At 73.4% G+C, this 12271-nt stretch carries 11 protein-coding genes and 1 pseudogene; 7 read left to right on the top strand and 5 right to left on the bottom strand.

All coding sequences use genetic code 11. From position 1 onward, the window contains the following. Positions 1-20: 20 nt before the first annotated feature. Entirely contained in the window at positions 21-1100 is a 1080-nt protein-coding gene (locus C1703_RS01285) for an adenosine deaminase (protein WP_114250121.1), read from the top strand. Here C1703_RS01285 and C1703_RS01280 read toward each other — a convergent pair. Together C1703_RS01280 and C1703_RS01275 are read right to left on the bottom strand one after the other, a co-directional pair. Beyond that, positions 1082-1597, bottom strand: coding sequence for a DUF664 domain-containing protein (locus tag C1703_RS01280; protein ID WP_114257231.1), 516 nt, complete (start codon positions 1595-1597; stop codon positions 1082-1084). The genes C1703_RS01285 and C1703_RS01280 overlap by 19 nt on opposite strands. 122 nt (positions 1598-1719) lie before the next feature. Then, on the bottom strand, positions 1720-2604 hold the full coding sequence (locus C1703_RS01275) for a LysR substrate-binding domain-containing protein (RefSeq protein WP_114250120.1): 885 nt from the start codon (positions 2602-2604) through the stop codon (positions 1720-1722). 119 nt (positions 2605-2723) lie between these two features. Between C1703_RS01275 and mgrA the strand changes: the two genes are divergently transcribed. Beyond that, a complete protein-coding gene (gene mgrA, locus C1703_RS01270; protein WP_114250119.1) occupies positions 2724-3716 on the top strand; it encodes an L-glyceraldehyde 3-phosphate reductase in 993 nt (330 codons plus the stop codon). A gap of 42 nt (positions 3717-3758) precedes the next feature. Here mgrA and C1703_RS01265 read toward each other — a convergent pair whose 3' ends face one another. Both C1703_RS01265 and C1703_RS01260 read right to left on the bottom strand, forming a co-directional pair. Then, positions 3759-4046: a DUF1905 domain-containing protein gene (locus C1703_RS01265; protein ID WP_114250118.1), complete on the bottom strand. Its 288-nt coding sequence runs from the start codon at positions 4044-4046 to the stop codon at positions 3759-3761. Positions 4047-4120: 74 nt separating this feature from the next. Next, a complete protein-coding gene (locus C1703_RS01260; RefSeq protein WP_114250117.1) occupies positions 4121-4504 on the bottom strand; it encodes a nuclear transport factor 2 family protein in 384 nt (127 codons plus the stop codon). Between the two features lie 337 nt (positions 4505-4841). Between C1703_RS01260 and C1703_RS01255 the strand changes: the two genes are divergently transcribed. The 4 genes and pseudogenes from C1703_RS01255 (at position 4842) to C1703_RS01240 (ending at position 9583) form a co-directional block, all read left to right on the top strand. Beyond that, positions 4842-5252, top strand: a complete 411-nt coding sequence (locus C1703_RS01255) for a hypothetical protein (RefSeq protein WP_114250116.1) — start codon at positions 4842-4844, stop codon at positions 5250-5252. A gap of 57 nt (positions 5253-5309) precedes the next feature. Further along, entirely contained in the window at positions 5310-7640 is a 2331-nt protein-coding gene (locus tag C1703_RS01250) for an FHA domain-containing protein (protein WP_114250115.1), read from the top strand. A 9-nt stretch (positions 7641-7649) separates the two neighbouring features. Further along, positions 7650-8135, top strand: a pseudogene (locus C1703_RS39470) (hypothetical protein); the annotation flags it as partial. Positions 8136-8587: 452 nt separating this feature from the next. After that, entirely contained in the window at positions 8588-9583 is a 996-nt protein-coding gene (locus C1703_RS01240) for a serine/threonine-protein kinase (RefSeq protein WP_114250113.1), read from the top strand. Positions 9584-9641: 58 nt separating this feature from the next. On the opposite strand, the gene C1703_RS01235 is transcribed toward C1703_RS01240, so the two are convergent. Continuing rightward, entirely contained in the window at positions 9642-10940 is a 1299-nt protein-coding gene (locus C1703_RS01235) for a streptophobe family protein (RefSeq protein WP_114250112.1), read from the bottom strand. A gap of 179 nt (positions 10941-11119) precedes the next feature. Here C1703_RS01235 and C1703_RS01230 point away from each other — a divergent pair, with 179 nt between their 5' ends. Next, positions 11120-12259, top strand: a complete 1140-nt coding sequence (locus C1703_RS01230; protein WP_114250111.1) for a DUF6777 domain-containing protein — start codon at positions 11120-11122, stop codon at positions 12257-12259. Positions 12260-12271 lie beyond the last annotated feature (12 nt).

The following is a 12271-nucleotide window of genomic DNA, read 5'->3' as shown; positions in this document are numbered from 1 at the left end:
GCTCAAGGAAAAGACCCGTCATGACTGCTACGCGCGTAGACACCGAAGTGATCCGTCGCCTCCCCAAGGCCGTGCTGCACGACCACCTCGACGGCGGCCTGCGCCCCGCCACCGTCGTGGAACTCGCGGCCGCGGTCGGCCACACCCTGCCCACCACCGACCCCGACGAACTCGCCGCCTGGTACTACGAGGCCGCCAACTCCGGCGACCTGGTGCGCTACATCGCCACCTTCGAGCACACCCTCGCCGTCATGCAGACCCGCGAGGGCCTGCTGCGCACCGCCGAGGAGTACGTGCTCGACCTCGCCGCCGACGGCGTCGTCTACGGCGAGGTGCGCTACGCCCCCGAGCTGAACACCAAGGGCGGGCTGACCATGGCCGAGGTCGTGGAGACCGTTCAGGAGGGCCTGGCGGCGGGCATGGCCAAGGCGGCCGCCGCCGGCACGCCGGTGCGGGTCGGCACCCTGCTGTGCGGGATGCGGATGTTCGACCGGGTGCGCGAGGCCGCCGACCTGGCCGTGGCGTTCCGGGACGCGGGTGTCGTCGGCTTCGACATCGCCGGCGCCGAGGACGGCTTCCCGCCCGCCGACCACCTCGCTGCCTTCGAGCACCTGCGCCGCGAGAACGTGCCGTTCACCATCCACGCGGGCGAGGCCCACGGTCTGCCCAGCATCCACCAGGCGCTCCAGGTCTGCGGCGCCCAGCGCATCGGGCACGGCGTGCGCATCACCGACGACATCCCCGACCTCGCGGCGGGCAAGCTCGGCCGGCTCGCGGGCTGGGTGCGCGACCGGCGCATCGCCCTGGAGATGTGCCCGACGTCCAACCTGCAGACGGGCGCCGCGACCTCCATCGCCGAGCACCCGATCACCGCGCTGAAGGACCTCGGCTTCCGCGTCACTCTCAACACCGACAACCGGCTGGTGTCGGGCACGACGATGACCCGCGAGATGGCGCTGCTGGTGGAGGAGGCGGGCTGGACCGTGGAGGACCTGCGCACCGTCACCGTGAACGCCCTGAAGAGCGCGTTCCTGCCGTTCGACGAGCGGAACGCGCTCATCCGGGACGTCGTCCTGCCCGGCTACGCGGCCGTGCTCTGAAGCAGTCCCTTGAGGTAGGCGGCCTGTCCGACGTGCTGGAGATCGTCGGACAGGACGCTGACCAGCCGTACGCCCAGGCTGACCGGCGGGTCCCAGCGCTCGTCGACGATGCGCTCCAGGTCCTTGGCGGCCAGGCCGCGCAGGGCGTCCAGGCTCTGCGCGTGCACGGCGTCGTAGTAGCCGGTCAGCAGGTCGCCGGAGTCGACCCTGACCTTGGCGACCTTGGCGGGGCTGTGGCCGTAGCCCGTGTCGTGGCGGGGCAGGCCCAGGCCGAAGCGTTTCTCCCAGTCCTGGGTCAGCCACACCTGGTCCAGGCCGAAGGCGTCGGCGATGTGGTCGTCCTGGACGCGGGTGAGGTGCCAGATCAGCCAGGCGATGGAGTTGGTGTCGGGGGAGGGGCGGGCGGCCAGTTCGTCGGGCCCGAGCCCCTCGACGGTGGCGTGGACTTCTTCCTGGATGCGGTTGTAGCCGTCGATGAGGATGTCCTTCGCATGCATGGCTCCACCATCGCGCATCGGCGCGCCGTGTGCGTCCCCGTGGGCGCGGGCGCCGTGTGCGTCCCCGTGCGCGCGGGCGCCGTGTGTGTCGCCGTTCATGTGCGCGCCGTGTGCGCCCCCGTTCACGCGCCGGTGGTCTCCAGCAGCTCCATCAGTGCGCGGGCCGCCGGGCTGGTGGCCTGCCGGGGCGGCAGCAGCGCCACCGTCTCGTAGACCGCCTCGCCGGTGCCCTTCACGGGCAGCGCGGTCAGCGAGGCGCGCTTGTGCGCGAAGTGCCGCGGCACGACGGCGACGCCGAGGTTCTCGTCGACCAGGTCGAGCAGTGTGTGCACGTCGTTCACCTCCAGGGCCACGGTCCGCCGTACGCCCGCGGCGGCGAACACCGCGTCGGTGGTGCGGCGCGGACCCCAGTCCGGGTGGAAGTCGACGAACACCTCCCCGCCCAGTTCCTCCGGCGTCACGGCCGCGCCCGCGGCGGCGAGCCGGTGACTGGCATGGCACAGCAGGGTCATCGGCTCGCTGGTCAGCGGCACCGACCGCAACTGGTCGCTGTCCTCCTGGGTCCGCACGGCGAACGCCAGGTCGAGCCGCCCGGCCGCGACCTCCTCCGCCAGCGCGCCCGACCCGGCCTGCCGCAGGCAGATCTCCACGTCCGGATGGCGGTGCCGGAACGCGGCGAGCAGCCCCGCCACATGCACCCCGGCGATGCACTGCTCGCTGCCGAGCGCGAGCATGCCGCGCAGCACGCCCTGCACCGCCGCCACCGCCTCGTGGGCCGCGCGCACCTGCGCCAGGATCCGCTCCGCCTCGCCGAGCAGCGCCCGCCCGGCCGGGGTGAGCGTCACCCTCCGGGTCGTGCGCACGAACAGCGGCGTCTGCAGCTCCCGCTCCAGCGCCCGGATCGAGGCCGACAGGCCCGACTGGGACACCAGGAGGCGTTCGGCCGCCCGGGTGAAGTGCTGGTCCTCGGCGACCGCGACGAAATGCTGCAAGTGGCGCAGTTCCATGACTGAGAAGCGTAGCCGCTGAATTCCATCGGATTCTTCTGTTGGACGCATGGGAGCAGGTCACGCCAGAGTGGACACCGGTTTCCTCTCCGACCGAGCCCAACCCCTCTGGAGTCGCGTTGTACACCGCACACCCCGACCGCTACGCGGACATGCCCTACCGGCGCACCGGACGCAGCGGCCTGAAGCTCCCCGCGCTCTCGCTCGGCCTGTGGCACAACTTCGGCCCGGACCGGCCCGTCGAGACCCAGCGCGCCATCCTGCGCCGCGCCTTCGACCTCGGCGTCACCCACTTCGACCTCGCCAACAACTACGGCCCGCCGCCCGGCGCCGCCGAGTCCGCCTTCGGCGAGTTCCTGAAGTCGGACTTCGCGCGCTACCGCGACGAGCTGGTCATCTCCACCAAGGCCGGCTACCTGATGTGGCCCGGCCCGTACGGCGAGTGGGGCTCGCGCAAGTACCTGCTGTCGTCGCTGGACCAGAGCCTGAGCCGGATGGGCCTGGACTACGTCGACATCTTCTACTCGCACCGCCCCGACCCGGACACTCCGCTGGAGGAGACGATGGGCGCCCTGCACTCGGCGGTGCAGCAGGGCAAGGCGCTGTACGTCGGTGTCTCCAACTACTCCGCGGAGCAGACCCGCGAGGCCGCCCGCATCCTGGGCGAGCTGGGCACCCCGCTCCTCATCCACCAGCCGCGCTACTCGATGCTGGACCGCCGCCCCGAGGACGAGGGCCTGCTGGACGCCCTCGACGAGCTCCAGGTCGGCTCCATCGTCTTCTCCCCGCTGGAGCAGGGCCTGCTCTCCGCCCGCTACCTCGACGGCATCCCCGAGGACTCCCGGGCCGCGAGCGACAGCCCGTTCCTGAAGTCCGACGCCGTCACCGAGGAGCTGGTGGCCCGGCTGCGCGACCTGAACGACATCGCGAAGGGGCGCGGCCAGACCCTGGCCCAGATGGCGCTGGCCTGGGTGCTGCGCGGCGGCCGGGTCACCTCGGCGCTGGTCGGCGCGAGCAGCCCGCAGCAGGTCGAGGACAGCGTCGGAGCCATCGGCAACCTCGACTTCGACGCGGAGGAGCTGGCCCGCATCGACGCCATCGTCCGCCAGTAGCCGCGGTACGTGCCCGGGGGAGCGCGCCCCCGGGCACGCGGGCTAGGAACCGATCCGTTCCTCCAGGCGCACGGTCACCGTGTCGCCCTCCGCCTTGCCGATGGCCTTGCGGACGTCGGCCTTCACGGGCAGCTTGTGCGTGCCGTCGCCGAGGGCCATGAACGAGCCGCGGAACGGATGCCCGTCGATCGTCCCGCGGACCTTGACCAGGCCGCGGGTGCCGAAGAACGCGACGGACTCGGGCCAGACCAGATAGGTCCAGCCGCCCTCGGCGGGGCTCTTGCGCAGGACGGCCGTGAACTCGGCGTCCAGTTCTCCGGTCGGGGCCATGGCTTCCTCCGGTGCTCGGCGGTCTCTCACACGGCAGACCGCCGGGCACCGGAAAACTCATCGCGGACCCCGGCTCACGCCCCGGCCGGCACCCGGTCCAGGAACCCCAGCACGGCCCTGATCCGGCCCTGCTCGTCCAGCGTGATCACATCCGACCCGGCGACGGGCGCCGAGCCGTCGGCCTCGCTCACCAGCTCCCACGAGAAACGCGCGGTGTCGTGGTGCCCGTCGACCGCGCCGGCGAGCCGGAAGACGAACCCCGGGAACTGCTCCCGGGCCGCCGCGATGACCGCGGCGATCTGCTCATGGCCGCTGACGTCGGCCAGCGGGTCGGTGTAACCGCCGTCCGGGGTCCAGGCGGCGGCGACCGCCTTCTCCCGCGCCACCGCGTCCTGGGCGTTCCAGGCCTCGAAGTAGCGGGCGACGGCGTCCTCGTGGCGACGGTCGGGTGCGGACATGGGCGATCAGCCTCCAGAAAGGTCGTACCTGCTGGTCGGAGCCCGGATCACCGCTCGCGGCGAACCCGGCACGGACCACCCTGCCCGGGCCCGCCGCGACCGTCGATTACCTCCCGGGTCATGCCCCTCGGAGACCGCCGCAGCGTTTCGGCCAACTCGGGGCGTGAATATGCCAGGAGAGTGGCCGGAAAGTCGTGGTGACAGTGTTTCAGTAGTGAACATACTGACCTGCGAGAGCGCTTTCACTTCCAGCGACGGCGCCCTCACGCACAGCACGCGAGCCGCCCGAGCAGCGAGGCCGGGCCGGCGGACGGGCAGGGCGACGGGGGAGGGTCACGTGCACGACGAGTTTCTGTGCCACGTCACGGCGTACGGAGTCTGCGACGGCCGCCGCATCGGAGTGCCCCTCGGCACCTATCGCGCCCCCACCCTCGCCCTCGCCCTGTGGTGGCTGCGCGACCGCGCCTCCTGGATCGCCCAGCGCCTCGACCCCCAGCCGGACGCCGAGCACTTACCGCCGGGCGCGCTCGTGCCGGTCGCCGACACCGTGCCCGACGTGCCCGCGCTGCTGCGCGCCTGGTGCGGCGACCCCGCCCAGCAGGAGCGGGTCGCCGAGGAGCTGGCGGCCGGCCGGCTGGTGCGCATCGCCACCAGCGACGAGACGACCGAGTACGAACTGCTCGCCGAGTCCGTGGACGCCCTGCGGATGCAGCGCACGGCTCCCGTCCTCGGCATCCCCGTCGCCTGACCGGCCCTCACACCCTCACGGAGGCGCACACCAGGGCAAATCGGTAGAATCTTGGCCATGGCGCAGCCGTCGGTAGCACCAGAACTCGTCCTGGAGACCGAGACGGGCTCCACCGTGATGATCCCGGGCCGCGACTACCACGTAGGACGCGACCCGAGGAGCGACATCGTCCTCGACGACGACCGGGTCTCCTGGCACCACGCGGTGCTGAAGCCCGAGGACGGCCACTGGACCATCGAGGACGAGGACAGCACCAACGGCACCTACGCGGACGGCCGGCGCATCCACGAATGGGACGTCGGACCCGGCAGCGTCATCCGCTTCGGCAGCCCCTCCGACGGGCCGCGCGTGGTCCTCCTGGGTCGCCCCGCACCCGCCCCGGAACGCCCCTCCGCCGTCTCCATGCCGGCCCTGACCGGCACCTACCGGCAGCCCACGACCGTGCGGCCGCTGCCCACCCGCACCGTCCGCATCGGCCGCGCCGGCGACAACGACTTGGTCATCGACGACCTCGTGGTCTCCCGCCGGCACGCCGAACTGCGCGCCCTGCCCGACGGCACGTACGAGATCACCGACCTCGGCAGCCACAACGGCACGTACCTCAACGGCCGGCCCGTCACCACCGCCCCCGTGGCCCAGGGCGACATCGTCGGCATCGGCCACTCGGCGTTCTGCCTCGTCGGTGACCAACTCCAGGAGTACGTCGACACCGGCGAGGTCTCCCTCGACGTGCAGGACCTCGCCGTAGCCGTCGACCGCGGCCGCAAGACCCTGCTCGACCACGTGTCGTTCCCGGTGGGGGAGAAGTGCCTGCTCGCCGTCGTCGGCCCGAGCGGCGCCGGAAAGTCCACGCTCCTCAACGCCCTCACCGGCCAGCGCCCCGCCGACCACGGCACCGTCCTCTACGACGGCCGCGACCTCTACCGCGACTACGCCGAGCTGCGCCAGCGCATCGGACTCGTCCCGCAGGACGACATCCTGCACGCCCAGCTGACCGTCAGAAAGGCCCTCTCCTACGCCGCCGAACTGCGCTTCCCGCAGGACACCGCCAAGGCCGAACGGCGCGCCCGGGTCGACGAGGTCATCCGCGAACTCGGCCTGGAACAGCGCGCGAACCAGCCCGTGCACAGCCTCTCCGGCGGCCAGCGCAAGCGCGTCAGCGTGGCCCTGGAGCTGCTGACCAAGCCGTCGCTGCTCTTCCTCGACGAGCCGACCTCCGGCCTCGACCCCGGCATGGACCGCTCGGTGATGCACATGCTGCGCGGCCTCGCCGACGACGGCCGGACCGTCATCGTCGTCACCCACAGCGTGCTCAGCCTGGACGTGTGCGACCGGCTCCTCGTGCTCGCGCCCGGCGGGAAGATCGCATACTACGGGCCGCCCGAGGACGCCCTGGCGTTCTTCGGGTTCGAGCAGTGGCCGGAGGCCTTCGAGGCCTTCGACCGGGACACGGACCGGGACTGGGCCGAGGAGTACCGCGCCTCGCCCTTCCACGGCCGGTACGTCGCCGACGCCTCCGCCCAGCCCCAGCTGCCCCGGTCCGAACCCGTCGTCATCACCGCGCCGCCCCGGCCGCGCAGCCGGGCCGCCCAGCTCGGCACGCTGGTGCGCCGGTACGCCTCCGCGCTGAGCGCCGACCGCACCTTCCTGATCATCATGATCGCGCTGCCGTTCGTGATGGGTGTGATGGCGCGGGCCCTGGCGGCCGGCAAGCTGACCTTCGACACGGCGATGAACACGCTGCTCATCCTCTGCGTCGGCGCGGTGCTCACCGGCGCCGCCAACGCCGTGCGCGAGCTCGTCAAGGAACGCGTGATCTACCAGCGGGAACGGGCGGTGGGCCTGTCCAGATCGGCGTACCTGCTGTCCAAGGTCGTCGTCCTCGGCGTCATCACCGTGCTCCAGGCGGTGGTGCTGACCCTGGTCGCCCTGCTCGGCGTGGACCTGAACGCGCCCGGCGGCGAGGGCGTGCTGATGCCGCCCCTGGTGGAGATCACCGTCGCCGTCGCCCTGCTGGCGTTCACGGCGATGATGCTCGGGCTGCTCGTCTCCGCGCTGGTGCGCAAGGAGGAGGTGACGATGCCGCTGCTCGTCCTCATCGCCATCGTCCAGGTCGTCTTCTGCGGGGCCCTGCTGAAGCTGGACGGCGTGCCCGGGCTGGAGCAGCTGGGCTGGCTGGTGCCGGCCCGCTGGGCGCTGGCGGCGATGGCCGGCACCGTCGGGCTGGCCAGGATCGTGCCGGACGACCTGACCAAGGACCCCCTCTTCGAGCACTCGGCGGGCACGTGGCTGCTCGACGTCGGGATGCTGCTCGTGCTGTCGGCGCTCTTCGGCTTCCTCGTGTCCCGGCTGCTGCGCCGGCACGAACCGGCCGTGATGCGGAAGTAGGGAGCCGCCATGACGACTCCCGGCTTCCGGCCCACCCACGTCGTGCCCCAGCACGGGATGCCCGCCTGGGAGGCGCCCGACCCGGCCCGGCCCACCGTCGACCTCGACCCGCTGCTGCCGGTGCAGCTGCTGGAGCGCCAGGGCGACTGGGGGCACGTGCTGTGCTTCAACGGCTGGTCGGCCTGGGTCGACGGCCGCCGCCTGGTCGCGGTGCCGCAGGACCCGCCCGCCGCGGACGGGCCGCTCACCCGCGCCGCGGATCCGCGTCCGCTGCTGAGCCGGGCGCAGGAAGGCCTGGCGCGCTACCGGTCGGCGGTCGAGGACCTCGCGGGCGGCCTGGACCGGGAGTCCTTCCGCGCCCGCACCCGCGGGGTGCGGATCGGCGTGGTCGTCGACGGCGAGTCCGTGTGGCTCTACGACGCCGCGCACGGGCACTGGGTGTACGCCGACGGAACCCGCCTGACCACGTACGCGACGGACGAGACACCCCGCGCCGACCGGGAGCCGTCGCACCCGGCCGAGGCGCCCGCCCGTCCACCGACGCGGGTGGTACCCGAGGAACCACCTCGCTCGCAGCCGGCGCCGGCGCCTGCGCCCGAGCAGGGCGCACCCCCCGGGCCGACCCGGGTCGCGCCGCCCGAGGCGCCCAGGGCTCCCGAGCCGACACGGGTGGTCGTGCCCGAGGCGCCGGAACGGGCACAGACCACGCCACCCGAGGCTCCCGAGCCGACGCGGGTCGTGTCTCCGGAGGCCCCTGAGCCGACGGGGGCCGTGTCCCCGGAGGCTCCCGAGCCGACCCGTATCGTCTCCGCCGAACCTCCCCGACCTCCCGAATCCGCCGGGCCTCCCGAACCCACACGGCTCGTGACGCCGGAGGACGTCGAGGAGGCGGGCCGGCCGGGGGAGGCGGCGCCCACCCGGGTCGTGTCGCCCGAGGGTGACGTCCGTTGAGCCGCGAGACCAGCGTGTTCTCGGGGCGGCCCTCCGAGCTGATCGGGCAGCAGATCGCCGGGTACCGGATCGAGCAGGAGATCGGGCGCGGCGGCATGGCCGTCGTCTACCGGGCCCGCGACCTGCGTCTGGAACGTACCGTCGCCCTCAAGCTGCTCGCCCCGGAACTCGCCCGCAACGACACCTTCCGGCGCCGCTTCACCCACGAGTCCCGCGCCGCCGCAGCGATCGACCACCCCCACATCGTGCCGGTGTTCGAGGCGGGCGAGACGGACGGCGTCCTCTACATCGCCATGCGCTACGTCGCCGGCAGCGACCTGCGGCACGTCCTCGACCGGGAGGGCCCGCTGCCGCCCGCCACCGCCGTCCGCGTCGCCGCCCAGGTCGCCTCCGCGCTCGACGCCGCCCACGAGCACGGCCTGGTGCACCGGGACGTCAAGCCCGGCAACATCCTGGTCTCCCGCGGCACCGACAGCGACCACCCCGAGCACGTCTACCTCACCGACTTCGGCCTCACGAAGAAGTCGCTGTCGCTGACCGGCTTCACCACGGTCGGCCAGTTCGTCGGCACGCTCGACTACGTCGCGCCCGAGCAGATCTCCGGCAAGCCGGTCGACGCCCGCTGCGACGTGTACGGCTTCGCCTGCGTCGTCTACGAGACCCTGGCCGGGCACCCGCCCTTCCGCCGGGACGACGACATGGCCCTGCTGTGGGCCCACCAGTACGACGACCCGCCGCCGCTGACCGAGGCCCGGCCCGGCATCCCCGCCCAGGCCGACCCCGTCCTCGCCAAGGCCCTCGCCAAGAGCCCCGACGACCGCTACCCGTCCTGCCTCGACTTCGTGGCCGCCCTGCGCGCCGCGACGACCGGGGGCGCGGCCGGGGCCGCCCCGGCACCCCCTCGGGGGGACCGGCAGCGGCCGGTCGCGGGGGACGAGCGGCCCAAGCCGCCCCCGCGCTGGGCCGAACCGGTCTTCCTGCCGCGACCGTAGCGGGCGGCGGTCAGCCCTCCCGGGCCGTAGCGGGCCGCGGTCAGCTCCCGGGCCGCCGTCAGCTTTTCCGGACCCCGCGCACCTCACCCCGCCGCCGCACGCGCCGGGCCGCCAGCGCGCCGGCGAAGCCGGTCACCAGCCCCCACGGGACGGCCAGTCCGACCGCACCCCACAGCCGGGGCCGGAGGAACAGCTCGCCCGCGAGACCGCCGCCCAGGTCGCCGATGCCGAGCACGGACAGGCCGTAGTGCGCCGAGACGCGCGCCAGGAGGCAGATCATGAACACCGTGAGCACCAGCGCGACGGCCATGCGTACGGCGTGCTCCCAGGCCCGGACCCGGGCCGGGGACCGGGCCGCCATCACGAACGCCGCGGCCGCCAGCAGCACGGCGGCGACGACCAGCAGCCACCACACCCGGCCGTCGTGCTCCGCCAGCGTCCGCAGGTTGAGCTCCGAGATGTCCGGGGTGCGCAGCACCTCGTCCAGCACGTGCGGCATGGGCAGCCCGAACGGCCCCTCCACCCTGCCGTTCCAGGTGGCGCCGAGACCGATCGTCAGCGCCAGCCACACCAGGTTGGGCATGCCCAGCAGGATCACGGCGAACGTCTCCGCCGCGTGCCCCCGCGTCACCGCGACGACGAGCGCGACGAGCACACCGATGGCGACGCAGGCGAGCAGCAGCGCCACCATCGCGTACGCGGCCGGCCGCACCGAGGCCTGGAACCGCAGCAGCCCGCCCGGCAGCGGCGCCCCGCGCGACACCAGCAGCGCCAGCACCAGCACACCGGCCAGCCACACCACGCCGACCAACACGGACAGCGGAACGTCGGTGGTGAAGCCGACCTTCGGCGAGGCGCCGAACAGGTCACCGAGTTCGCCCAGCGCGTCGTTCCCGAGGGAGAGGTCGAAGGTGTGCCGGGCGGCGAGCGCCAGGCCGATCAGCGCGAGCAGCCACAACGCCGCGACCCGGGCGGCCCACCCGGCCAGCTCCCGGGCACCGGCGACCGCGCGGTGCCGCAGCGGCCGCAGGAAGCCCCAGGCGATGACCAGCGCCCCGGTGAGCGTGACCGACAACGGGATCACCGTCAGGCCCGCCTGCGTGTCGGCGAGGTCGCCGGCGCTCCCGGAGAGCTCCACGGCGCCGCCGACGGCGGTCACCACGGTCGCCGCGACGACCGGGGCGAACGCGCCGTCCGGCAGATCGGCGGCTCCGGCCGCCCACAGGCCGAGCGCGGCCACCACCCCCATGGCGAGCAGCCCGCCGAGCACCGTGACGAGGGCCTGCGCCCAGCCGTGACGGGCGACGGCCCGCTCGTCTGCGGTACGTACCTGGCCGGAGGGGGTGCGCGAACTCACGCTGCCACGCTAAGCAGCACCCGCGCCGCCCGCCCGCCGGGAGGTCCGTCCGCGTCGGCTTGCGGGGCGTACCGGACCGGAGCACACAATGAACTCGTAGCGGAAAAAGCGGCCTGTACCGGGATCAAATTCCTCGGCTGTGCGAAGGCCGCAGAGAACCCACGTGGGAAGAAGAGCTCGTGAGCGTCGAACCGCCGTCGTCCGGCCGCCCCACAGGGCCTCCCTCGGGCCCGCTGTCCGGCCCCTCCCAGCCGCCGCCGGGAGGCGGCCCGCCCGCCGAGCCGCCGGGCGGGAGCGGCGAGCCGCCGGAGCCGCGGCGCCCGTGGTGGGGATCCGTCCCCCGCGTCGCGCTGATCGCCACCGCCGTGGTGGCCGCCGTCATCCTGGCCGTGGTGTTCACCCGCCCCGACGGTGGTGGCACCGGCGCGTCCGACGGAGGCACCAGGACCTCCGAGGGCGAGGTCTTCCTCCAGCCCGCGGCGGACACCGGCCCGGACCCGTTCACCGAGTCCACGGCGAAGGAGAGCTCCGCCGCGCCGGTCTCGCCCTCGCCCACCGAACTGGCCCCGCAGAACGCCGTCCAGGGTGTGCAGGGCGGCGCGCCCGGCCTGTACGGCGGCACCCGCAACGTCTCCAGCTGCGACGTGGAGAAGCAGATCACGTACTTCGAGGGTGCCCCGGACAAGCAGCGGGCGTTCGCCTCCGTCGCCCGCGTGGACCCGACCGACGTCCCCGCCTACCTGCGTTCGCTCACACCGGTGCAGCTGCGCATGGACACCCGCGTCACCAACCACGGCTACAAGGACGGCGCCGCCACCAGCTACCAGGCCGTCCTCCAGGCCGGCACGGCCGTCCTGGTCGACGACCGCGGCGTGCCCCGGGTGCGCTGCGCGTGCGGCAACCCGCTGACCCCGCCGGTCGCCCAGCAGACCGCGCCGAAGGCCTCCGGTGACGCGTGGCCGTCGTACAAGTCGTCGAACGTCGTCGTGGTCACGCCCGCGCCGGAGCCGGTCGACGTCTTCGTCATGTGCGAGCGTGACGGCGAGTGGTTCGAGCGCCACAAGGGCGACACGGGCACGAAGGACCGCAAGACCGAGAAGCCGGACAAGCCCTCCCCGTCGGTGAGCGTGACCACGCCGACGTCACCGACCGACACGACCTCGTCGGAGCCGCCCACCAGCGAACCGCCGACCTCGGAGCCGGAGTCGGAGACGTCGTCCGAGCCGCCGACGAGCGAGCCGCCGACGTCCGAGCCCCAGCCGCCGCCCCCGGGGAGCGACACCGGCAACGGCACGACGGACCAGGCGCCGGCCTCCTGACTCGACCGGCAT

It is taken from the genome of Streptomyces sp. Go-475, assembly GCF_003330845.1.
Classification (GTDB): Bacteria; Actinomycetota; Actinomycetes; order Streptomycetales; family Streptomycetaceae; genus Streptomyces.
This window is presented reverse-complemented; position numbering and strand designations above follow the sequence as displayed.